Annotated in this window: 22 protein-coding genes; 5 read left to right on the top strand and 17 right to left on the bottom strand. The window is 70.7% G+C overall.

What is annotated here, in order from left to right; translation table 11 throughout:
• Positions 1-7: 7 nt before the first annotated feature.
• Positions 8-580, top strand: a complete 573-nt coding sequence (locus C2865_RS26535; RefSeq protein WP_106401262.1) for a TetR/AcrR family transcriptional regulator — start codon at positions 8-10, stop codon at positions 578-580.
• Positions 581-663: 83 nt separating this feature from the next.
• On the opposite strand, the gene C2865_RS26530 is transcribed toward C2865_RS26535, so the two are convergent.
• On the bottom strand, positions 664-2,145 hold the full coding sequence (locus C2865_RS26530) for a serine/threonine-protein kinase (RefSeq protein WP_106401261.1): 1,482 nt from the start codon (positions 2,143-2,145) through the stop codon (positions 664-666).
• 245 nt (positions 2,146-2,390) lie between these two features.
• Here C2865_RS26530 and C2865_RS26525 point away from each other — a divergent pair, with 245 nt between their 5' ends.
• Positions 2,391-3,662, top strand: a complete 1,272-nt coding sequence (locus tag C2865_RS26525) for an erythromycin esterase family protein (RefSeq protein WP_106401260.1) — start codon at positions 2,391-2,393, stop codon at positions 3,660-3,662.
• A 42-nt stretch (positions 3,663-3,704) separates the two neighbouring features.
• Here C2865_RS26525 and C2865_RS26520 read toward each other — a convergent pair whose 3' ends face one another.
• The 14 genes from C2865_RS26520 to C2865_RS26455 form a co-directional block, all read right to left on the bottom strand.
• The gene (locus C2865_RS26520; protein ID WP_106401259.1) at positions 3,705-4,481 is read right to left on the bottom strand and encodes an enoyl-CoA hydratase-related protein; all 777 of its coding nucleotides are present in this window, start codon (positions 4,479-4,481) and stop codon (positions 3,705-3,707) included.
• Between the two features lie 54 nt (positions 4,482-4,535).
• The gene (locus C2865_RS26515) at positions 4,536-5,330 is read right to left on the bottom strand and encodes a class II aldolase/adducin family protein (protein ID WP_106401258.1); all 795 of its coding nucleotides are present in this window, start codon (positions 5,328-5,330) and stop codon (positions 4,536-4,538) included.
• Between the two features lie 50 nt (positions 5,331-5,380).
• Positions 5,381-6,133, bottom strand: coding sequence for an SDR family oxidoreductase (locus C2865_RS26510; RefSeq protein ID WP_106401257.1), 753 nt, complete (start codon positions 6,131-6,133; stop codon positions 5,381-5,383).
• A gap of 55 nt (positions 6,134-6,188) precedes the next feature.
• Positions 6,189-7,457: an amidohydrolase family protein gene (locus C2865_RS26505; RefSeq protein WP_106401256.1), complete on the bottom strand. Its 1,269-nt coding sequence runs from the start codon at positions 7,455-7,457 to the stop codon at positions 6,189-6,191.
• A 2-nt stretch (positions 7,458-7,459) separates the two neighbouring features.
• A complete protein-coding gene (locus C2865_RS26500) occupies positions 7,460-8,452 on the bottom strand; it encodes an enoyl-CoA hydratase/isomerase family protein (RefSeq protein ID WP_106401255.1) in 993 nt (330 codons plus the stop codon).
• Complete coding sequence (locus tag C2865_RS26495) at positions 8,449-10,086, bottom strand: class I adenylate-forming enzyme family protein (protein ID WP_106401254.1); 1,638 nt, start codon at positions 10,084-10,086, stop codon at positions 8,449-8,451. The genes C2865_RS26500 and C2865_RS26495 overlap by 4 nt, the downstream gene beginning before the upstream one ends.
• Positions 10,087-10,115: 29 nt before the next feature.
• Positions 10,116-10,649, bottom strand: coding sequence for a VOC family protein (locus C2865_RS26490; RefSeq protein WP_106401253.1), 534 nt, complete (start codon positions 10,647-10,649; stop codon positions 10,116-10,118).
• Positions 10,650-10,701: 52 nt separating this feature from the next.
• Positions 10,702-11,556 (bottom strand): phytanoyl-CoA dioxygenase family protein, encoded by an 855-nt coding sequence (locus C2865_RS26485; RefSeq protein WP_106401346.1) that lies wholly within the window; start codon positions 11,554-11,556, stop codon positions 10,702-10,704.
• A gap of 16 nt (positions 11,557-11,572) precedes the next feature.
• Positions 11,573-12,943, bottom strand: a complete 1,371-nt coding sequence (locus tag C2865_RS26480) for an amidohydrolase family protein (RefSeq protein ID WP_106401252.1) — start codon at positions 12,941-12,943, stop codon at positions 11,573-11,575.
• Between the two features lie 35 nt (positions 12,944-12,978).
• Positions 12,979-14,358 carry an aromatic ring-hydroxylating oxygenase subunit alpha gene (locus C2865_RS26475; RefSeq protein ID WP_106401251.1) on the bottom strand — a complete coding sequence of 460 codons (1,380 nt, stop codon included), beginning with the start codon at positions 14,356-14,358 and terminating at the stop codon, positions 12,979-12,981.
• Between the two features lie 43 nt (positions 14,359-14,401).
• Positions 14,402-14,866 (bottom strand): VOC family protein, encoded by a 465-nt coding sequence (locus C2865_RS26470; RefSeq protein ID WP_106401250.1) that lies wholly within the window; start codon positions 14,864-14,866, stop codon positions 14,402-14,404.
• Positions 14,863-16,548, bottom strand: coding sequence for a class I adenylate-forming enzyme family protein (locus C2865_RS26465; protein ID WP_106401249.1), 1,686 nt, complete (start codon positions 16,546-16,548; stop codon positions 14,863-14,865). Before C2865_RS26465 ends, C2865_RS26470 begins: the two co-directional genes overlap by 4 nt.
• 606 nt (positions 16,549-17,154) lie before the next feature.
• Entirely contained in the window at positions 17,155-17,595 is a 441-nt protein-coding gene (locus C2865_RS26460; protein WP_198653604.1) for a nuclear transport factor 2 family protein, read from the bottom strand.
• A 41-nt stretch (positions 17,596-17,636) separates the two neighbouring features.
• On the bottom strand, positions 17,637-18,047 hold the full coding sequence (locus tag C2865_RS26455) for a VOC family protein (RefSeq protein ID WP_157963919.1): 411 nt from the start codon (positions 18,045-18,047) through the stop codon (positions 17,637-17,639).
• 193 nt (positions 18,048-18,240) lie between these two features.
• Between C2865_RS26455 and C2865_RS26450 the strand changes: the two genes are divergently transcribed.
• Both C2865_RS26450 and C2865_RS26445 read left to right on the top strand, forming a co-directional pair.
• Positions 18,241-18,861, top strand: a complete 621-nt coding sequence (locus C2865_RS26450) for an acyl-CoA-like ligand-binding transcription factor (protein WP_106401248.1) — start codon at positions 18,241-18,243, stop codon at positions 18,859-18,861.
• 152 nt (positions 18,862-19,013) lie between these two features.
• Positions 19,014-20,213 carry a cytochrome P450 gene (locus C2865_RS26445; RefSeq protein ID WP_106401247.1) on the top strand — a complete coding sequence of 400 codons (1,200 nt, stop codon included), beginning with the start codon at positions 19,014-19,016 and terminating at the stop codon, positions 20,211-20,213.
• A gap of 93 nt (positions 20,214-20,306) precedes the next feature.
• Here the strand turns inward: C2865_RS26445 and C2865_RS26440 are convergent, their stop codons facing one another.
• On the bottom strand, positions 20,307-20,906 hold the full coding sequence (locus C2865_RS26440) for a TetR/AcrR family transcriptional regulator (protein WP_106401246.1): 600 nt from the start codon (positions 20,904-20,906) through the stop codon (positions 20,307-20,309).
• 114 nt (positions 20,907-21,020) lie between these two features.
• Here C2865_RS26440 and C2865_RS26435 point away from each other — a divergent pair, with 114 nt between their 5' ends.
• The gene (locus C2865_RS26435; RefSeq protein ID WP_106401245.1) at positions 21,021-21,842 is read left to right on the top strand and encodes an SDR family NAD(P)-dependent oxidoreductase; all 822 of its coding nucleotides are present in this window, start codon (positions 21,021-21,023) and stop codon (positions 21,840-21,842) included.
• A 24-nt stretch (positions 21,843-21,866) separates the two neighbouring features.
• On the opposite strand, the gene C2865_RS26430 is transcribed toward C2865_RS26435, so the two are convergent.
• Complete coding sequence (locus C2865_RS26430; protein ID WP_198653603.1) at positions 21,867-22,868, bottom strand: helix-turn-helix transcriptional regulator; 1,002 nt, start codon at positions 22,866-22,868, stop codon at positions 21,867-21,869.
• Positions 22,869-22,885 lie beyond the last annotated feature (17 nt).

Below are 22,885 nucleotides of genomic sequence, written 5' to 3'. Positions count from 1 at the left end.
CCGGTCCATGGAGACGGGAGCCCGGACACGGCGGCGGGAGGAGCTGGTCGGCCGGCTCATCGAGATCTTCCTGGACCGGGGCTTCGCCGAGCTGGGCGTGGCCGACCTCGCCGCGCTGCTGCGCTGCTCGAAGTCGACGCTCTACACCGTGGCGGGCAGCAAGGAGCAGATCATCGTCACGGTGGTCAAGGCGTTCTTCCGCCGCGCCACCGCCCGCGTCGAGGCCGGGCTCGAGGAGGAGACCGGCCCGCGCGAGCGCATCGAGACCTACCTGCGCGCGATCTCCACCGAGCTCGCGGCGGCCTCCCCGGCCTTCTTCGCCGATCTGACGGCCTTCGCCCCCGCCCGGGAGATCTACCGCCGGAACACCCGCTTCGCCGCGGCCCGCGTCAAGCAACTGGTCCTGGAGGCCTCACCCGGCCAGGACGCCGCGTTCGCCGGAGCCGTGGCGGGCCTGGTCATGGAGGCCGTCCACAGCGGCGAGATCAAGGCGAGCACCGGTCTGGACGACTCGGCCGCCTACGCCGCCCTGGCACGTCTGCTCGTCGCCCGCACCTCCTGCGATTCCCGCACCCCCTGATCCGGCCCGCGTCGAGGAAACGCGCCGGCCGTCCGCCGAGCTCCTCCGGCACTCCGGCCGGAAGGCCGTGATGCGAGGCGCGCTCATCCGCCGAAGGACGGGGGGACGATCCGGGGCGCGAAATGGCGCAGAGCTGATTCGAGGCGGCCCGGGCTGGTTCTCAGCTCGTCGAGGCAGCACAGGCCGATGGTGTCGGTGGCCTTCTCCCGCCAGGGGGAACGGTGGTTCGTCCAGGACAGACGCTGCCCGGCGAACGGGTCCTCGTTGGTGTAGTCGAAGACGGGACGCAGGACCAGGGCGGCGCGCGGCTTGGCGCCCGTGCCCGGGACGATGCCGACGGCGGCGATGCGCGGCCAGTCGAAGCGCACGCGGCGCAGGCCGCGGACGAGCTCGATGCCCTCGGCCGAGATGCGCAGGTGCCGGGGCGTGGCCAGCTCGAACACGAACATCCAGATGGCGTGGACGGTGTGCAGCAGAGCGGCGAGGGACCAGCCGACCAACCCCGAGATGATCAGGCCGACGCCGAACTCGTCCCCGGATCCCGACGTGTCGCCCTGCCGCTGGCTGGTGAGCCAGACCACGAACACGATGAGGGTCAGGACCCAGCCCAGTCTCCCGCCCTTGCCCCTGCGCACGACGGTGCCCGCCTTGATCCGGGCGACGAAGGCCTCGGCGGGCGGTTCCATCCGGACCTGCCCGTTCTCCGCGAAGCGGGGCTCCGCCGCCGGGGGGACGACCAGGGTGGCCGGCATCGGGAGGTCCGGCGTGCCCGCGGCACGGGCCAGCAGGGAGTGGGCCCAGGCCGCGCCGGGCCGTTCCGCGGGGTCCTTGGTGAGCAGCTTGAAAAGCAGTTCGTCGAGTTCGGGGCCGGGGTCGCGGGGCGGCCGGGGCGTGTCTCCGATGACGGCGGCGATGACGGCGGTGACCGTGTTCGCGTCGAACGGGCCGCGGCCTTCGAGGGCGAAGTAGAGGGTGGCGGCGAGCGACCACAGGTCGGTGGCGGGTGAGACCGACCGGCCGCGTGCCTGTTCGGGTGACATGTAGGCGGGCGAGCCGATCAGGGACTGCTCGGAGGTGATGGTCGGGTCGCCCTCCAGGAACGCGATGCCGAAGTCGGCGAGCTTGACCTCGTCGTCGGCCAGGACCAGCACGTTGGCGGGTTTCACGTCGCGGTGCACGATGCCCAGGGCGTGCGCGGCGGCCAGGACGTCCAGGAGCGCCAGCCCGATTCGCGCGGTCCGAGCGGGGGTGAGGGGCCCCTCCCGTGCCACCAGTTCGGCGAGGGAGCGGCCGGGAACGTACTCCATGACGATGTGGACGACGCCGTCCTCGGTCAGCACGTCGTAGACGGTCACGACGTTGCCGTGCCGGATCCGCGCCGCGGCCCGCGCCTCCCGCACCATCCGCTGCCTGCGGTCCTCGGCCGCCTCCGCCGGCAGGCCCTCCGGCACGAGGATCTGCTTGATCGCCACTTCGCGGCCCAGCATCTCGTCCTCGGCGCGCAGTACGACTCCCATCCCGCCGCGTCCGAGTTCTTCCAGCACTCTGTAGCGACCGGAGATCATCCGCGCCCGCCTTCGCAGCTCGGGGAAAACGCCATACAGAAACCTGATCCAAGGCGACGATCTTGCGCTATGCGAACCCCGGTTCTGGCCGTTTGAGGACACGCCCGGGGCCGGTCCCGCGGTCCGGCCGCGTCCGGTGTGGCTTCATCCGGGCGGAAAACCCGGGGCAAGAAGGGGGATAAGCCCGTTATCTCCCGCTTGAACGGGCATACCGGTTTCGTCGACAGGGAGGCGTTCGGGGGATCATGGCGGTCGCACAGGAGATCAGGCGTTCGGCGCTGCCGCTGGAGGCGTCCGGCGACCTCGACCCGCTGCTGGCGCGGATCGGCGACGCCCGCCACGTCCTGATCGGCGAGGCCAGCCACGGCACGCACGACTTCTACGCCTGGCGGGCCGAACTCACCCGCCGCCTGATCGCCGAGAAGGACTTCCGGTTCGTCGGCGTCGAGGGCGACTGGCCCGACTGCGACCGGATCCACCGGGCCGTCACCGGAGACGGCCCGCCCGACGAGGCCGTGTACGCCTTCTCCCGCTGGCCCACGTTCATGTGGGCCAACCAGGAGGTCAAGGAGTTCTGCCGGTGGCTGCGCGACTGGAACGACGCCCTGCCGCCGCAGCGGCGCGTCGGCTTCCACGGCCTGGACGTCTACAGCCTGTGGGACTCGCTGCTGGCCGTGCGCAGCTACGCGCAGCACCACCTGCCCGAGCAGGCCGACACCGTGCTGCGCGCGCTGCACTGCTTCGAGGCCTACGGGCACGACCCGCAGCGGTACGGCCTGGCCACCCGGCTGCTCCCGGACACCTGCGAGGACGAGGTCGTCGGCATGCTGACGGCCCTCCGCCGGGAGGCGCCCGGCGACGAGGAGGGCTTCGCCGCCCGCCAGAACGCCGAGGTCGTGGCCGGAGCCGAGGAGTACTACCGGGCCATGATGCGCGGCGGCCCCGACTCGTGGAACCTGCGCGACATCCACATGGCCGACACCCTCGACCGGCTGACCGGCTTCTACGACGGCGCCAAGAGCGTCGTCTGGGCGCACAACACCCACATCGGCGACGCCCGCGCCACCGACATGGCCGCCGCCGGGATGACCAACCTGGGGCAACTGGCCCGGGAACGCCACGGCGAGGACACCGTCGTCCTGGTCGGCTTCGGCACCCACCGGGGCACGGTGATCGCCGGCCACGCATGGGACGCCCCCGCCGAGATCATGCCGGTGCCCTCCGCCCGTCCGGGCTCCTTGGAGGACCTGCTGCACACCGCGGCTCCGAACCGCGCGCTCTTCGTCGTCCCGCCTCCGGGCGCCGACCGCCCCGCCTGGTACGACGCCCCGGTGAAGCACCGCGCCATCGGGGTGGTCTACCACCCCGAACGCGACCGCCTGCGCAACTACGTCACCACCGTTCCCGGCCGCCGCTACGACGCCTTCCTCTGGCTGGACGAGACCACGGCCCTGCACCCCCTCCACGGCGAGCCGCCGGGCGAGACCGAACCCGAGACCTTCCCCAGCGCCCTGTGAACCCGGGTCCGCCGACCGGACGGGTGCCCACGTGGCCGCGCGTCAGCTCAGGCCGGGAAAACGCGGCGTACGGCGCTCGACGAAACTGCGCACGCCCTCCCGGTAGTCGGGGGACCTCCTCGCCTCCGCCAGCAGGGAGCGGGCGTTCGCAGCGGCCTCGCCGAAGGTGCGGGCCTGGTCTTCCAGCAGCTGCCGTTTGATCACCGACATGGCGTGCGGGCTGCACAGGCGCGCGATCTCACCCGCGTGGTCGACCGCCGCCGCCAGCAGGTCCTCGGAGTCCACCAGCCGGTTGACCAGACCCATCTCCAGCGCTTCGACGGCGGTGGCCGGCCGGGAGGACAGCAGCAGGTCGCTCGCCCGGCCGAAGCCGACGACGCGCGGCAGCAGCCACGAGACGCCGTCCTCGGCGATGAGGCCACGTCGGCTGAACGCGGCGGAGAACTTGGCACCGGGCGCGGCGAACCGCAGATCGCACATGAGCGCCTGGTTGAACCCGATCCCCGCGCACGCCCCGTTCACCGCCGCGATCACCGGCTTGGGGAACATGAGGGGACGGACGCGCGGCGGCAGCCGGTCCGCGGGATAGGGATCGGCCCCGGAGGAGGAGGCCTCGAGCACGGCCATGTCCATTCCCGGGCAGAAACTGCGCCCCGCCCCGGTCAGCACCACCGCCCGCACGTCCGGATCCTTCTCGGCGCGGTCGAACGACTCGTTGTAGAGCAGTTCCATCTCCAGCGTCCACGCGTTGTGGTGGTCGGGCCGGTTGAGGGTCAGGACGAGCACGCCGTCGCCGACGTGCTCACTGAGAACGACCATCTCCCCTCCTCACGGGGCTTGGCGTGCTGTTCGAACCGGCCCGCTCGAGCGGTGTCAGTCGAGGAAGCCGGGCTCTTCCTCGATGACGACCTGGTACAGCGCCTCGAACGACCGGCGCGCCAGGGACTCGCCGCCGATCTGGCCGGCGGTCAGCCTGGCCGTGTCGTGGTCGATGTGCTTCAACGTGCCGGCGGCGGCCGCGATGAGCTGGGCCTTCGCCGCGCGCTCTGCCGCGATGTACCAGTACGCGGCCGACTCGACCGACCTCCCGACCGACAGCAGCCCGTGGTTGGCCAGCAGGGCCAGCTTGCACCGGCCGAGCGCGGCGGCGATCCGGTCGCCCTCGTCGGTGCTCAGCACGACGCCGGCGTAGTCATCGAAGATCACGTGGTCCTCGTAGAAGGCGCACGCGTCCTGGTTGACGGGATGCAGGGGCTCGCCGATGGCCGACAGCGCCTTGCCGTAGACCGAGTGGCTGTGCGCCGCGGCGACGACGTCCGGGCGCGCCTCGTGGATGCGGGAGTGGATGGCGAACGCCGCCGTGTTCAGCGGCCCCCGGCCCTCGACGATCTCGCCCTCCGCGTCCACCAGCAGCAGGTTCGAGACGGTGATCCGGCTGAAGTCGACGCCGAACCGGTTGACCCAGAAATGGTCGGGCCGCTCGGGGTCGCGGGCCGTGATGTGACCGGCCAGCCCCTCGTGCAGGCCGAGCCGGGCGAAGATCCGGTACGCGCCCGCCAGGCGCTGTCTGCGGTGCAGGCGCTCCTGCTCGACGGTCCGCTCCGGCCGGGCGCCCGGCCGTTCGCCGGGCGCCGTTCGGGGATCGCCGAGTGACGACGGGGTCGCCATGGTCCTGTCTCCGTCCTGGGACCGGGCGGTCCCGTCAGATCGGGTGCGCGTCATGCGCCCGTGCCGCCGTCCACCGCGATCGCCTGGCCGGTGAGGTAGCCGGGGGCCTCGTCGCACAGCCACAGCGCGACGTCCGCGATCTCGTTCGCCTCGGCCAGGCGCCCCACCGGATTGCCCGACACGAGGCGCTCGACGGTCTCGGGCGGCATCGACCGGCGGAACATCGGCGTGTCCACGGTCCCGGGGCAGATGACGTTCACCCGCACGCCGGAACCGGCGTACTCGCGCGCCGCGACCCTGGTCAGGCCGACCACGCCGTGCTTGGCGGCGGTGTAGGCCGGCACCGTGGGCGCCGCCCGGAGCCCGGCCACCGACGCGCAGTTCACGATGGAGCCGCCACCGGCCCTGACGATCTCGGGCAGCTCATAGCGCATGCAGGACCAGGTGCCGGTCAGGTCGACGGCGATCACCCGGTTCCAGTTCTCCATGGTGCACTCGGCGGTGGGCCTGCCGTGCTCGCCGTCGATGCCGGCGGCGTTGAACGCGGCGTCCAGGCGGCCGTAGGTCGCGACGGCCCCGGCCACCGCCTCGCGGACGGTGTCGTCGTCGGTCACGTCGCAGCGGAAGAAGCTGCATTCGCCCAGTCGGCCCAGCTCGGCCGCCACGCCGAGTCCGGCCTCCTCGTTCAGGTCGGCGAGCACCGTCGCGTAGCCGCGGCGGACGAAGGACTCCGCCGCGGCACGACCGATGCCCGAAGCGGCGCCGGTCACGAAGACGACCTTGCGTTGTTCGGTTCTTCCCATTGCTCCTCAGCTCCCGGTCGTCCGGCCCGCCGGTCACGATGACCGTGCGTCGGGGTCAGGCCGCAGCGTGGTCCTTGCGTGAAGCGAGCCGGTCGATCACGAAGGCGCCGTCTCGGATGACCGCCTTGAGTGCCTCGTCGGGTCGGGCGAGCAGCGACAGGTCGGCGAGCGGGTCGCCGTCGACGATGATGAGGTCGGCCATGGCGTCCGGCTCGATCACGCCGACCCTCGCCGGCGGGTCCACCAGCAGCTGGCCGGCGTTACTGGTGCCCCAGCTCAGGATCTCGGCCGGTGACAGCCCGTCGATCTGGCCGTAGAAGGCGAACTCACGGCCGTAGTTGCCGACCTGGTGGTCGAGCGGGTCGTTCTCGAGCATGGTGCGGAACACGCCGCTGTAGTCGTCTCCGATCAGGATCCGGACGCCCGCCTTCTGGGCGACCGGGAGCATCGCCCGCACATGGTCGTACTGGGCCCGCGTCACGCCGAACTGCGCGGCGTAGCCGACCTCGAACAGGCTCCAGAGGTAGACGAGGCTGGGGACCCAGAAGGTCCCCGCCTCCACCATGGCCCGGACGCACTCCTCGTCGACCTCGTCGCCGTGGTCGACGATGTCGACTCCGAGCTCGACGCACTCGAGGATCATCTGCTTGTCGGCGACGTGGGCGCGCACCTTGGCGCCGCGTTCGTGGGCGGTGTTCACGACCGAGGCGATCTCGTCGCGTGACATGTTGCGCGTCGTGCGGTTGGGGATGCCGTGCCCGGAGCCGGCGAAGATCTTGATCGTCTCGACGCCGCGGCTGATCTCCTCGCGGACCAGCTTGCGCAGGGCGTCGGGGCCGTCGGCGAGGAGGTCGAGGCCGGGCGTCTCGTAGCGCTTCCACCACCGCGACTTGTTGTTCATGTCGCCGGTGGTGCCGAGGTGATGGCCGCACGCGCGGATGCGGGGACCGGGGATGATGTCCTGTTCGATGGCGATCTTGAGCTGGGCGTCGATGTCGTGCGCGCAGGCCGCGCCGGCGTAGCCGGTGAAGCCGCTCTCCAGCAGGACCCGGCAGGTGCGGACGCCGATCGCCATCATGACGCCGGGCGGGAGCTCCTTGCCGGGCTTCTCGCCGGAGAAGACGTCGAACTTGTAGAAGTCCGGGTGCAGGTGGCAGGTGATGAGGCCGGGCATCAGCGTCATGCCGCCCACGTCGACGACCTCGCCGGACACCGTGCCGGGCGCGTCGATGGCCTTGATCCGGTCTCCGTCGAGGAGCACGTCGTGCTTGTCGGGGAGCATCTGCCTGCCGTCGAAGACTCTCGCGTTCGTCAGGATCAACATCGTCATCCTTCCTCTGGGTTTCGGCTGGAGTGTTCGGCGGCCCGGCCCCGCTGGCTGAGGCGCCAGTCGGGGGGAAAACGCTCGTCGTTGTCCCGGACGGAGCTCGTCAGGCCGCGGTCGAGCATCTCCCGGTCGAGCTCCAGCGACGTGCCGTCGGGCCGGAGCAGCCGTCCGGTCGACTCGAGCAGGCCGGCGAGGATGCTGCCCATGTACTCGCCCTGATGCTGCTTGTAGATCTCGAAGAACGTCTTCTGGACGAAGACCGTGTCCGTCGGCCGGGAGCGGGAGCAGGCGAGCGCGTACTTCTCCGTCATCGCTTCGAGCTCCTCGAAGGGAACGACCGCGTTGACGAAGTCGCAGTCGTACATCTCCTTGGCGGTGAACGGCCGACCGGTGAACACCATCTCCATGAACTTGCGGAGGCCCATCATCGTGCACCACTGCCACTGCCGCGCCGCGTAACCGGCGTAGCGGAACGCGGCATGCCCGAACAGGGCGTCGTCGGAGGAGATGACGATGTCGGCGTCGGCCGCCTGGTAGAAGTGCCAGCCGTAGCAGTAGCCCCGCACTTCGAGGATGCTGATCTTCTTGAAGTCCTGCAGGCTCCGCATCCCGGCGCTCGGGTCGGTGTAGGACTGGACGTTCGTCGCGCCGTAGCGGTACGAGCCCTTCGGGGGGTACACGACGTCCGCGTCGTCGGGGACCCGGACGATGTGCTTCATGGGGACGTCGCCCCGGCCGGCCATGATGTCCAGCAGTTCGGGGAGGTCGGCGCCGCTGCCGAGGTGTCGGCCGTTCGCCCGGATCACCAGCACCTTGACGTCGTCGTCGACGCCGGCCATCCGGACGAGGTCGGCGTAGCGGTGCTGGGCGTCGATCGTCATGGCGTTGAGATCGTCGGCGCGGTCGAGCGTGATCGTCGCGATCTTGGTCTTCGGGTCCTTCTCGTACAGGACGATCTCCTCCGCCGTGGGGCGGCTGTCCTTCTCCGTCATACGTGCTCTCCTGCGGGTGTCGAGGTGCGGGATGCGATCAGTTCGGCCAGGTCGAAGAGCCTCACCTTCCCCGTCGCCGTCCTCGGGACGTCGTCGTGCGTGACGAACACGATGCGGCGGGGGATCTTGAAGCTCGACAGGCGGTCGCGCAGCGCCGTCCGCAGGCCGTCCTCGGTCGGGGCGGCGCCCGGCGCCGGGACCACCGCCGCCGCGACGATCTCCCCGGACTCCGGATGGGGCAGCGCGGTGACGAGCGACAGCGCCACCTCCGGCAGCGAGTTCAGGGCGGCCTCGACCTCCAGCCGTGACACGTTGGCGGAGCTGGTCTTGATCATGTCGCCGGTCCGGCCGACGAAGAAGGCGTAGCCGTCGGCGTCGATGCGCACCAGATCGTTCGTGGGGTAGAAGCCGTCCGGCGTGAACACCCTGCGCCGGTCGACCTTGTAGAAACCGGTCATCAGCGCGCCGCCGCGGAGCTGGAGCTCACCGATCTCGCCGGGCGGCACCTCCGCCCCGGTCTCCGGATCCACCGCGCGCCGTTCGATGCCGTTCACCGCCCGGCCCGAGGCGCCCGCCTTGCCGTCCGGCATGCGCCGGTTGACCGGCTCGGCGCTGTGCGCGGAGAAGCTCTCCGACATTCCGAGCAGGTTGGCCCGGAGCGGTGGCGGGACTGCCTCTCCCCGTTCGTCGCGTGACGGGCCCCCCATGCCGCGGATGCCGTCGACGTCGATGCCCCGCGCGATCGCCGCCGCCCGGAGCTTCGCCAGGACATGCCAGACGACCACGTAGGTGACGTCGTGCCGCTCGATCATGTCGAGCGCGTCTTCGAGGTCGGGGGAGGGCGGGTACACCAGCGTTCCGCCCGTGCTCAGGACCTGGAGAGCGGCGGCGATGCCGCCCATCCAGAACGCGGGCAGCAACGGCATGGTGCGGTCGTCGCCGGTCAGGAGGAAGTACGCGGCGAGCGCCCGCGGCTGGCGGGCGACCGCCCACTGCCCGTGCACCACCGCTTTCGGGGTCGCCGTGCTTCCCGAGGTATAGACGACGAACGCGTCGTCGCCCGGTGACACCTCCTGCTCCGCGGCGGCGAGCAGCACGGCATCGGGCGCGTCGGGGGCGTCGGCCTTGGCGAGGAGGTCGCCGACCGGCCGCGCCCACGGCAGTCCGTCGGCACCGTCGAGCCAGACGGACCGCAGATGAGGAGCGCCGGGGAGCCGCAGCGCCGCCGCTTTGCCCTCGCCCAGTCCGGGCAGGGCCGTGACGAGTTTCTCGGCGTAGTCGTGACGGAGGAAGCAGCGTGTCCCGATGAGGATCTGGGCGTCGCTCGTGCGGATGATGTGCGCCAGTTCGGGTGGTGTCGCCAGCGTGCTGATGGGCGTGATGAGGGCGCCGATCCGCAGGGCCGCGTAGAAGGTCGTCAGCCAGAGCGCTCCGTCGGGCGCCAGCAGTCCGATCCGCGTCCCCTTGCCCACGCCTGCGGCCAGTAGCGCCCGTGCCATCCTGGCGGACCTGCGGTCGAGCTCCCGATAGGTCAGCGTCTCGTGCGCGAGGATGAGCGCGTCATGGTCGCCGCGTGCCGCGACGATCTCTGCGAACAGCGCCGGAAACGTCGACGCCGGTTCGGTCTCGTCCATCGGGCTCCTTTCAGCCTGGGCCATGACTTTCAGGAGAGGCCGACGATCGGGTCGGTGCCGTCCCAGATGTCGGCGGCCTTGCGCATGGCGGCGAAGCCCGCGTCTCGCGTCGCGCTGGGCTCCAGCAGCTCGATCATGAATCCGAGCGTGGGGGACGTGTCGAGCCAGCAGGTGCGGCTGGTGCCGATGACGCCCTCGAACGCGAGCGTCGCGCCCGCTTCGATGTAGGTGTCGCGCTCGGTTTCGTAGTCGCGGCAGACCAGTCCGGCGTGGTGGAGCCCGGACCGCCCGCGGGGGACGAGCTCGGAGAAGATCGACGGTTCGTCGTCGTCCTGGCAGACGAGCTCGATCTGCAGATCGCCTGCGTAGGCGATGGCGGCCGTGACCGCCGGGAACTCGGCGGGCCGCCCGCGGTAACGGCCGTCGGTGCAGGGGACGCCGTCGAACCAGAAGAACGGCCCGACGCCGGCGGCCCGCACCCAGGAGTCGATGGCGGCCCGCAGATCGGGCACCACCCAGCACATCTGCATGAAGTTCCGGTTCGGAAAGGGCAGGGTGACCATCGTTGTCGTGTCCTTCGCGCCAGGGGATGCGTCAGGCGGGGGCTTGTCTCCGTCAGCCGATCAGCGGGAAGCGCTCGTCGCCGAACGGCTCCCAGGGCTTCATGGCGGTCGAGTCGAAGTTCGGGCACGGCGAGCCGTTCCAGCGGACGTCGGCCGGCTGCGTCACGAGGAGGTAGGCCCAGCGGGGCCGGTCCATCGTGTTCGCGCCGGCGCCGTGGATGGTGAGGTGGGTGTGCACCGTGACGTCGCCCAGCTCGTACGTCATCGGCTCGGACATCGGCAGCTCGCGGAGCTCGGGGAAGGCGTCGAGGGCGTCGCCGTCCCCGTAGGTCGTGTAGTCGCCGAGCACCCCGGCGCGGTGCGACCCGTTCACGAACGACATCGTCCCGGCCTCCGGACCGTAGGACTCCAGGGGGATCCAGAAGGTCATGCCCCCGGACCGGTCGACGCTGAAGGTGATGAAGTCCTGGTGGAAGGCCGTGGGACCGTTGCCTCCGTGCCGCGACTCCTTCGCGGCGGGCAGCTTCGGTACGAAGAAGTCCGAGTAGTACCGGACGCCGACGTCCGCGCCGCCGGCGGTGGTACGCCGCTGCAGCCGCTTCGCGTTGCCGCCCGCGTCATGGATCAGAGGCCGTATCACGGGGTGGGAGAGGCCCGAGCTGCGCTGGGCGTTGAAGTAGGACAACCCCGTCCGCCCCTCCGCCACCGCGGCGGCGAGACCGGGGGACAGCGGGTTGCTGTCGGCGTCGTCGCCCATCTTCTCGCGTGCGTCGCCGAGCATGGCGCGCAGGACATCGGGGTCGACGAACCCTGGGAGCTTCACCCAGCCGAACTCGTGGAAATGATCGACTTCCTCGGCGGTCACGGGCCTGCACACGCCCGTCCGCGGCGTTCTCTCCGCTTTCATGATGATCACCGTCCCCTCAGATGAAGATTCCCGGACCGGTGCGGAACGCATAGAGGCCGACCACCTCGTCCTCGGGCGGCGAGCAGGGTGTCGAGAGCTCCGCCGCCGTCGGGCCGATCCTCGCGGCGATCTTCTTCAGCTCGACCGGGTCGAGCCCGTACACGTCGATCGCCGTGCCGCCGATGAGCTGCCGGGTGTACTTCGGCTCGATGTCGTGGAAGGTGTACTGCATCGCCTGCCGCGTGTGCGGCCAGGTCCCCTCGGCGTGGGGGTAGTCGTCGCCCCACATGATGTTGAGCGCGAGGTCGTGCTCGATCCCGAACTTCGCCTCCCAGTTCGCCATGAAGCTCGCGCCGATGTAGCAGTTGCGCATGAAGTACTCCGACGGCGGTTCGGGCAGGGCGGCCCGGACCGCGGAGCTCGCCGGGCTCTTGTAGAGCCCGTCCATGTCGTCGATCACGCCGGGCGCCCAGTCCAGCCACTGCTCGGTGAGCACCAGCTTCAGGCGCGGGTGGCGGGCGAAGACCCCGCCGAGGATCATCACCCAGAGGCCGCGGCGGGTCCGCCACGCCGTCTCCATCATGTACATCGTCAGCGCGCCCTGGCCCTGGTACGGGTAGTGCTCTCCACCGCCGCCATGGGTGTTGAGCGACAGGCCGGTGTCCTCGCACGCCGCCCACAGCGGCTCCCACACGGGGTCGTTGAGCATCGGGAAGTCACCGCGCGGCGCGGGAAGGTTGATGCCCTTCAAGCCGGCGGCGGCCGCCCACTCGACCTCGCGGACGCACGCCTCGGGATCGGAGATCGGGATGTGGGCGATGCCTGCGTGGCGTTGCGGGGCCTGGGACACGAAGTCCGCCAGCCAGCGGTTGTAGATGCGGACTCCGGCGGGTTCGAGGTGGTTGTACGTCGAGTCGCCCCACGCGATGAGACCGGTGGTCGAGAACGGGATCGACTGTCCGTTCAGCCCACCGTGGAAGATGACGTCCGCGGCGACGCCAGACTTGTCCATGTCGGCGATGCGGGCCGCGTGGTCCTGGAGCCCCGGCATCAGGCTGTGCTCGTAGCTGCGCTGCAGGAAGCGGAGGCCGACCTGGTCGGCGTTGCGGATCCCCGCGCTCTTGCCGAACCGCTCGGCCTGGGAGCGTCCGAGCGACCAGCTCTCGTCCGCACCAGGCTTGGCGGCCTCGGAGGAGCGGTAGGAGAGCAGGCCGTGCCCTTCCATCTGCTCCACGAAGCGGTCGAAGTCCGCGAGGTGCCTGGAGTCGCAGTACTCCCGCAGCTGCTCCTTGACGGACGGCCCTACATGGCTGTCGGTCGAGACCACGGTGTAGCGCTCGTCGTCGGCGGGCTGACCGCCCGTGGCCTCGTCACGTGTCTGTGGCATGGCGTCCCTTTCTCTTCGTCGGCGTTCAGGACCGTTCAGTCGGACCGGGTGAAATAGGCGTCGAGCGTCGCGTGGAAATGGCGGATCCGGCTCTCCTGGTAGCGCGCCAGCGTGCCGCTCGTCCGCACCGAGGCGCGCAGGCCGCGTTGGACGCGCGCGAACCGGGCGCCGTCCTGGTTGAACACCCGGCCGAAGACGCCGAGCTCGGGGGCGTCGGTCCAGCTCTCGTCCGGGCCGAGGTAGCGGGTCTTGGCGGCGGGCGGGCGGGGGCCGTCTTGCGGGACCGGCTCGAGCACCATGATGTCGATCACGCACGAGCCGGGATCGTTGCCGTCCGGACGGAACCGGTAGGCGAACGAGGTCAGGTACCCGCCCCACGGCATGAAGTTCGGGAAGAGGAAGTATTCGATGCCGTCGAGCGCCTCGGCATCGGTGATGTGCGCGTGGTCGCGGCCCGTGCGCCGGTGCAGCGAGGCGCGCACCCGGTCCGCCAGCACCCTGCGGGCCGTCGATCCCGGTTCGAGGACGATCTCCTCCTCGGTGGAGCCGAGCATGGCCTTGACGATCTCTGCGTCGTCGAGCGGGCGGTCGAGGTGCTCGCTGCTGATGCCGACCGCGGTGAGCATGCGGCTGACATGCGGGCCGTAGACGTCGTACTGGGTCAGCGTGTCCGCCGCCGTGCGCAGCAGCTGAGGGTGCACCGTCATCGTGTGGTAGGCCTCGATGAACGCCTCGAGCGCCACCTTCCAGTTGCACGGCATCGTCCGCACGATGTGTGCGGTGAGGCGCCGCTCCTCCAGCGGCCACGCGGTGAAGTGCGCCGGCAGGTCCTCCAGGTGCTCCTCCAGCGGTCCGGCGTTCGGATCGGTGTTCACGAACACGAACCCGCCCCACGTTCCGACCCGTGCTTCGGGGAGCCGGAACGTGGCCGGATCGACCTGCGGGAAGTCCCACGCGCAGGGGATCTCGTGGAGGCTCCCGTCGAGGTTCCAGGTGAACCCGTGGTAGGGGCAGCGGAACCGCTTGACGTGGCCGGCCCGGGTCCGGAGCTGCGTGCCCCGATGGAGGCACGAGTTGTGGAAGGCGCGGATCTCGTCCGGCGCGGTACGCACGACGATGAGCGAGGTGTCGGCGATCTCGTAGACGACGGAGTCGCCGACCTCGGGGATCTGCTCCTCGCGGCACGCCATCTGCCAGACCCGGTTCCACACCCGTTCGACCTCGAGCCGGTGGATCTCGGGGTCGAAGTAGCGGGAGGGTGCGATGCCCGCACCGTCCGGCGGGCCGGCCGACGTCGCGCGCAGGCTCGCGGGAACCGGCCGGGTGTCCTCGTCGAGCAGCCGCTGGTAGAAGCGTTCGCCGCGCGGGACGTCGTCGACCTCCCCGGGACGCGGCCCCATGTCGGCAGTGGTCATGTCGAACCTCCGGTCTCGGATACGAGCGCGTGGCGGTGCCACATCACTTCGCGGGCAAGAGCAGCGGCCGGAAGGCCAGAGCGACGATCTCGACGAAGAGCCCGTTGCCGGTCCGGTGGTAGGCGCAGAACGGCGATGCGTCGTCGTTGACGGCGATGCTCGCGATCCTGCGCGAGCCGAGCCGTTCCAGCGCCGCGGAGGCCGATGCCACGTCGTCGACCCAGTAGCCGAGGTGGTGGGCGCCGCCCTGCGCGGTCGCCGTCCACAACGTCCCCTCGACCGACTGGCACAGCTCGACGTGGTGCGGGCCCTCTCGGGAGAGCGCGTAGGCCGTCCGCACGGTTCGCGCGCCGTCGTCGGTGATCAGCCGCACGTCGGCGCCGCCGGCGTGCCACGTGACGCCGAGGCTGCCGCCGAGCTCCTCCTTGGCGGAGGCGAGGTCGTCGACGACGACGCCGGTGTGGAAGAGGGCGGAGTGCCGCAGCGGGCCCTGCTCGTCGCCGTTCACCGGCTGAGCCGTTCCCGCGCCAGGGCCACGAGTGCCTCGTCCTTCACCTTCATGCCGCTGCGGTTCATCGGGACCTCGCCTTCGGGGAAGAAGAGCACTCGTTTGGGCACCTTGTAGGCGGCCAGCCGTTCGCGCAGGAAGGACTTGATGTCGTCCTCGGTCGCGGTGGCACCGGCTTTCAGCTCGACGCAGAGCACGACGATCTCCGCGCGCCGGTCGTCCGGGACGCCGACGGCGCGCGCCAGCTTGACCGGCTCGTACGCCTGCAACCGGACCTCGATCTCGGCCGGTGACACGGTGGCGCCCGCGGTCTTGATCACTTCCGTGCGGCGTCCGCTGAAGTACACGTACCCGTCCTCGTCGTACGAGCCGAGGTCGCCGGTGCGGTAGAAGCCGTCGGCGTCGAAGCACTCGGCGCGCGTGCGCTTGACGTAGTGGTCCATGAGGGTCGGCCCGCGCACGGCGAGCTCGCCCTCCTCGTCCGGGCCGAGCACCCGGCCGGTCTCGGGGTCGACGACCCGGAGCTCGTTTCCGGCGAGAAGCCGCCCGTAGCCTCGCCGCCTCAGCAGCTCGCGCGGCGTGCCGGACGGATGGGCGGTGAAGAACGAGCACGTCTCGGACGAGCCGTAGCCGACCGGCATGTTCCAGCTCGTGTCCCCGGTGACGCTCGGATGACGGGTGAACACCGACTTGCCGAAGACCCTCGTGCACGACGAGAGGTCGGTCGAAGGCCAGTCCGGGTGCTCCTCCAGGGCGCGGGCCTGGTGCGGGAGCGTGTGCGGTTCGGTCACGCGCTCCCGCTCCATGAGCCGCAGCGCGTGACCGGGCTCGAACACCTCCTGCATCACCCAGGTGCCGCCGGCGGCGAGCGTGGCCCCCATCGCCGCGTTCAGGCCGGCGGTCCAGAAGATCGGGAGCGCGCACCACAGCCGCGTCGACTCGTCGCGGCCGAACAGACCGGCCTGCGTCCAGCACTGCAACGCGACCGCCTCGTGGTGGTGCAGCACGCCCTTCGGCCGGTCGGTCGTACCCGAGCTGTAGATGATGACCGCGGGGTCGGAGGCGTGGACCTGGGCGGCGGCGGCGTCCAGCAGCTCGTCGTCGATCGTGTCGCCGCGCTGCAGGAACCGCTCCCACGGTTCGATCCCGCACGTGTACTCCACCGGGCCGAGAGCCGCGGCATGGCGCAGGTAGGGGTATGCGGCGTCGGCGATGGACCCGGGGCTCGCGGCGGCCGGGCACAGCTCGGTGACGTCGGCGGCGAACCGGTGGGCGCCCATCGTCGTCTGGAGCAGGAGCACGCTCAGGTCGGCGTGCGCGAGCAGGTGGGAGAGCTCCGGTTTCGGGGAGAAGGTCGACAGCGGCACCACGACCGCGCCGGCGAGCGCGCCGCCGAAGAGGGACGCGACCGCCTCGGGCCGGTTCCCCATGAGCACGCCCACCCGGGCTCCCTTGCCGATGCCCGCCGCCAGGAGCGCCTTCGCGACGCGCCGGGCCTGCCGTTCGAGGTCGCCGTAGGTCCACCGTACGGTCGCGCCGCACAGGAACGGGTCGTCGAAGACGAGTGCCTCGTGGTCGGGGACCCGTGCGCAGAGTTCGGTCAGGAGGGCGCCGAGGGTGCGGCCGCCGATGCCTGTGGCCTCGTGCAGCGGGGGCCCCGCGAGCGTCTCACATTCGCTCATGGCCGGGACGCTACCCGAGCGAGGCACTCAGTGCCAGAGCCCGCCAGGCACTGAGTGCCAGTTAATTTCAAGCGTTTCATGCCGATCGGGCACCCGTGGACGTCCGCTGCCCCTGGAGGGGCACGACCGGTGCGAGGCGATCGCGCAGGTCGTGGACCGTGTGGGCGGGCGCGCCGTCGGACGCCTCGAGAACGCCGGGCGGACGGCCGGATTCGACACCTCCGTGGCCGGTTCCGGCTGGGATGAGCTGCACACGGCCGACGACGCCGGTGCGTCTCGGGTGCGGGGAGTCGAGGTGGCGATCGTCGCCGATGCACCGGCACTGCGATCGGCCGATGTCGCCTTTCCGGGGCCGGTGCTCGCGGCGGCAAGCGAGGGCGTCCGCGAGCCGCGCACGAGGGGAGGTGGCACTGAGTGTCGATCTATTCGGCCTCGCCGCACCGGGAGAGCAACGCGGCGGCCGTCGGCGTGGCGCCGCTCCGCGCCCACCCGTACGGCCGGGCGCGGAGCGGGATGGGCGGTATCGCCCGGGTCCAGAAGGACCTGATCACCACGCGCGTCCGCGGACCGCCCCGGGTGCGGCCCGCTCGCACGGCCGGAAGGCCGTCAGCCGGGACGTCCGGCCGAGGGCTTCGGACGGCGGGGGTCATGCGGTTTTCCGGAGTCGGCGCCGCCGTTGCGGCGGAGGAACGTCATCCTGCGGGTCCTCAGGCGCCAGCCGTTCTCCGTGCGCCGGTAGGTGTCGCTGTACCACCCCATGCGCATGTGGTGGTTCGTCTGGTCGATGAAGAGCAGCGGCACCTCGCCCGAGCCCGTGTCCCCGTCGAGCTCGAGAACGGGCCTGCCGGTGAGGAACAGGCCCTTCGGGGCGGCCTCCACCAGCCTCGGCCAGTCCTCCAGGCCGTACGTCTCGCCGAAGGCGCTGTAGGTGCCGTCGTCCGTGCAGATGTGCTCGATGATGTAGCCGATGTCGCCCTGGGTCATCTTCAGCGCGTAGGCGGCGCAGAGCTGCTCCAGTTCGATCACGTCCTCGACCGGCAGGTTCATTGTCGTCGGCCCTCCTGTGGACCGGGCGTCGTCGAGGGGCCTCAGCCCGTCGGCCTGGCCCGGCGCTCGAAATCGGCGTGGTCGGCGCGGCGCAGCTCGGTGAGCGCCTCCACGACGCAGAACTCCATGCCCGCCGGGTCCCGCATGATGATCCAGCGGCCGGGGTGGTCGGCCCAGGTGCGGTCGACCACGGTCGCGCCGCATGCCGCGAGCCGTTCGACCTCCGCGTCGAGGTCGTCGGTGTGGATGTCGAAGTGGATGCCGGCCGAGCCCGAGCCGACGTCCTGGACGACGATCCGGTTGCCCGGGGAGGCGTCCTGGAGGATGTGGTAGTTCGGCATGCGCGTGGCCGCGGGCGTCGCGCCGAGTGCCGCCGACCAGAAGGCGATGGTCTGGTCCCGGACATCGGAAGGAACATCGATGACGATGGTGCTCAACAGGTTGCGATGCATGTCGATCCCCTCTGCCGTGATCGGCTCGGTCGCCTGAGGCTACTCCAGCGAGGCACCGAGTGCCATAGGCTGTCGGGTACACGGGCGGCCTCCTCGAAGCGATGGGAGAGCACGGTCGGTCAGCGGTGTCGGACACCCGCCGCCCCGCACTCGCGCCGCAGAGCGGTGCCGCCTTGCAGCAAGGGAGAGGTGTGTGAAGAAGCCGCAGCAGGTGCCGATCGAGGCCGTCGAGAAGGTGGCGCTCGAACTGTTCGAGGAGCGGGGGTTCCGTGAGACATCGGTGGACGACATCGCCGCCGCGGCCGGTATAGCGCGACGCACCTTCTTCCGCTACTTCGAGTCGAAGAACAACATCCTGTTCGGAGATTTCGAGACCCTCCTCCGCAACCTCGATGAATGGTTCACGTCCGTACCGGACGACCGTCCGATGTTCGAGGTGATCGCGGACGGGGTGTTGTGGTTCAACCGCGTGCACAGCGACGGTCCCGTCGCGCACCGCGCGCGGATGAAGCTCATCCTGCAGACGCCCGCGCTGCGGGCCAACGCCGCGCTCCGGCACGCCGACTGGCAGGCGGTCGTGGCACGGTTCGCGGCGCGCCGCATGGACGCGCCGGTCGAGGATCTCGGCCCGCAGCTCGCCGCGCACATCGCCCTCGGCGCCGCGAACGCCGCGTACGACCAATGGCTGCGCGACGAGTCGAGCAATCTCGTCGAGCTCGTCTACCGCGCGTTCAGCATGGCCCAGATGCTCCCCGGTCTGGAGGAGTCGGTGCGGAACAGCCGCCGCATGCGGCCTGCCGACACCCGCACCTGAGGCCGCACTCCTCGCCGATGCCGGCGCCGGTGCGGGTATTGACCCCTGGCACCGAGTGTCATAGTTTGCGAGGCACCGAGTGTCAGCTGTGCGACCGCTCAGCATCGTTGTGCGGAGTCGGGGACGGTCGCCGTTCCGAGGGAGGGCCCGTGATGCCGGTTACCGACGCGAGCGACGTCTACTACGACCCTTACGACGTCGGCATCAACGCCGACCCCTATCCGGTGTACCGCCGGCTGCGCGAGGAGGCGCCGCTCTACTACAACGAGCAGCACGACTTCTACGCCGTCAGCCGCTTCGAGGACGTCGACCGGGGTCTGACCGACCCGGCGACGTACATCTCGGGGCGCGGCAACATCCTTGAGCTGATCAAGATCGACATGGAGATCCCGCCGGGCGTGGTCATCTTCGAGGACCCGCCGATGCACGCCACCCACCGAAGGCTGATGTCGGGTGTCTTCACGCCCAAGAAGGTGGCGGCCCTGGAGCCCAAGATCCGCGCCTTCTGCGCGCGCAGCCTGGACCCCCTGGTCGGAGCCGGCGGCTTCGACTTCGTCGCCGACCTCGGCGCGCAGGTGCCGATGCGCACGATCGGCATGCTGCTGGGCATCCCCGAGGACGACCAGGAGTGGATCCGCGACCGCGTCGACGAGGGCCTGCGCCCCGAGGCCGGGCAGCCCATGGACACCTCGAAGTTCTTCGCCGACAGCGACATGTTCGCCCGGTACATCGACTGGCGTGCCGAGCACCCCTCCGACGACATCATGACCGACCTGCTGCGTGCCGAGTTCGAGGACGAGACCGGCACCCGCCGGAGGCTGACCCGCGAGGAGATCCTCCTCTACGTCAACGTCATCACGGGCGCCGGCAACGAGACCACCAACCGGCTGATCGGCTGGATCGGGAAGATCCTGGCCGACCACCCCGACCAACGCCGCGAACTGGTCGCCGACCCCTCTCTCATCCCGGGCGCCATCGAAGAGCTCCTGCGCTACGAGTCGCCCTCCCACCAGATCGCCAGGTACGTGGCCAAGGACGTGCGGCTCCACGGCCAGGTGGTGCCCGAGGGCGGCGTCATGATGTTCCTCAACGGCTCCGCCAACCGCGACGACCGGCGCTACCCCGACGGCGACCGCTTCGACATCCACCGCAAGGCCGGCGGACAGCTCCTCACCTTCGGCCGCGGCATCCACTTCTGCCTCGGCGCGGCGCTGGCCCGCATGGAAGGCCGCATCGCCCTGGAGGAGATCCTCAAGCGCTTCCCCGAGTGGGAGGTCGACCAGGACAACGCCGAGTTCAACCCGATGGCCGCGGTCCGCGGCTGGGACTCGCTTCCGGTGCGCACGCCGTAGCCGTCATCCGGTCCGGTCCGCGAACACGTCCGCCGCGGCGGGCCGGACCGCCACCGGGTCCGGAGCCCTTCGAGCCGTCCGCCCCGCGGGCGCTCAGGGCCGGAAGGCCCTGAGCGTGATGTCGACGAGCGCGTCGGCGTACTCGGGGGTCAGCGGGCCCGAGCGGTGCAGCCAGCGCTGGAAGAGGGGTGCGTAGAGCACCTCCAGGACCAGGTCGAGGTCGGCGTCCGCGGCCAGCTGGCCGGCCCGCTGCGCGCTGCGCAACCGCTCCTTCTTGGCGGCGTCCACGGGCAGCGCCAGCTTCTCGCGGTACTGCGCGGCGAGGTCGGGATCGTTGATGATCTCGTTGTTGAGCGCCCGGATCGGCTTCTCGAACTCCGGGTCGGCGAACTCGGCCACCGTCGCGCGCATGACCGCCTTGAGGTCGGCCTCGATGTCGCCGGTGTCCGGCAGCGCCGTGCCCTGGCCCTCGGCGTCCTCGCTGAGCGCCAGGAAGGCGTCGAAGATCACGGCGCCCTTGGACGGCCACCAGCGGTAGATCGTCTGCTTGCCGACACCGGCCCGGGCGGCGATGGTCTCGATCGCCACCTTGCCGTACCCGACCTCGGAGACCAGCGCGCGGGTCGCCTCGAGGATCGCCTGCCGTGAACGTTCGCTGCGCCGGGAACGATCCGGCTTCCTGTCCTGGGACATGCGCCCAGGCTAGCACCCCAACGAGACGAGCCGGTTCGTTTTGACAAGGTCGCCGCCATTTTGCAGGATGGGGCCAGATGAGACGCACCGTCTCGCTTTAGGGGTGGGATTTCCATGACGACAGCCAGAGTCTGGTTCATCACCGGCGCTTCACGCGGTCTGGGCAGGGCGTTCACCGAGGCGGCCCTGGCCGCCGGGGACCGCGTCGTGGCTGCGGCCCGCAACATCGAGCCGCTCGCGGTCCTTGCCGAGGAGCACCCGGGCGCCCTCGTCCGGCTCCCGCTGGACGTCTCCGACCGCCGGGCCGTGTTCGACGGCGTGGACCGCGCGGCAGCCGCCTTCGGCCGGCTCGACATCGTGGTCAACAACGCCGGCGGAATGCTCTACGGGATGGTGGAGGAGGCCACGGAAGACCAGATCCGGGCGCACCTGGACGTCAACTTCTTCGGCGCCGTCTGGGTGGCACAGGCCGTCCTGCCCCACCTGCGCGCGCAGGGCTCCGGACGCATCCTGCAGGTCACGTCGATGGGCGCCGCCGGCGGCATGGCGTCCGTCGGCTTCTACGGCGCGGGCAAGGTGGCGCTCGACTCGGTCAGCGAGGCGCTGGCGATGGAGGTCGAGCGGTTCGGCATCAAGGTCACCATCGTGGAGATGGGCGGTTACGACACCGGCCTGTTCACCCAGGGGACCACGGAGACCAAGGCCCTCCCGCACTACGATTCCCTGCGCGCCGAGCTGGCCGAGATGTGGGGCGAGGAGACCGGACCGGCCCCGGACACGGCCGCCCCCGTCATCATGGAACTGGCCGCGCTGCCGGAACCGCCCCGGCGGCTCATCATCGGCGGCCGTTCCTATGACCAGGTCCAGGAACTGGACCGGGCCAGAGCCGAGCTCTACCAGGCGTGGGAAGAACTCAGCCGCAAGGCTCCAGGCTGACCGAAACGCACCTGCCGAGCCGGGTCAGGGGCCTTGGTGGCGGCCCGCTCGCATCAGGCGCCCGGCCAGTTCCCGGCTGAGGTCGGCGAACTCCGCGGGGGAGTGGATGCGGAACTCGGCTCCGATGAGGCCGATGTTGATGATGAGCCAGTGGAACGAGTCGACGGACGCGGTGACGCGGCATCGTCCGCCGTCCAGGGGCTCGATCGAGCAGTCGGCGAACTTGACCTTGTCCGCGACCGTCTCGGCCGGAGCATCGACGGTGACGACGGCTCTGTACCGGGCTCGGGTGAGCGCGTCGCGCAGGTAGGCGCGGCCGTCGTCGGCGGGTATCGGGCGGGGGGCGAAGTGCTCCCCGGTGGGGATCAGGTCGTGGATGCGGTCGATGCGGAACGTTCGCCAGTCGTCCCTGTCGAGGTCCCAGGCCAGGAGGTACCAGCGCTGGCGCGCCAGGATCTGCCGGAACGGCTCCGCCTTGCGGGACGTGAGCGTCCCGTCCGGGCCGCGGTAGCCGAACCTGATCCGCTCGCGGCGGGTGCAGGCCTCGCCGATGGCGGTGAACACGGCGGTGTCGACCACCGGCGAGGAAGTGGGGGAGACCTCCATCGACGCCCGGACGAGCCGCACCCTGGAGCGAAGGCGCGCCGGGAGCAGCTGGTCGACCTTGCCGTAGGCGCGGTCGGCGGAGGCACCGATCCCGGCGGGGGACTCCCGGTGGCCGCCGTCCTGCGGGCTTTCGGGCGCTCGAGCCGCGGAGGCGGCCATCGCAAGCCCGATCAGGACGGCGACCGCCTCGTCGTCCTCGAAGATCAGCGGGGGGAGCCTCGTGCCCGGACCCAGCTGATAGAAGCCGCTCGGCCCCGGCCGGGTCGTGACCGGGTAGCCGTACTCGCGCAGCCGCTCGACGTCGCGGCGCAGCGTGCGGGGGCTGGTCTCCAGGCTCCGGGCGAGTTCGGCCCCGGAGAACCTGCGCCCGGTCTGCAGCACCGCCAGGAGGTCCAGCATCCGCTTGGTCACATCGGCCATCACTGTCGAGGATAGGT

This window comes from Actinocorallia populi (genome assembly GCF_002995495.1).
GTDB lineage: Bacteria > Actinomycetota > Actinomycetes > Streptosporangiales > Streptosporangiaceae > Actinocorallia > Actinocorallia populi.
This window is presented reverse-complemented; position numbering and strand designations above follow the sequence as displayed.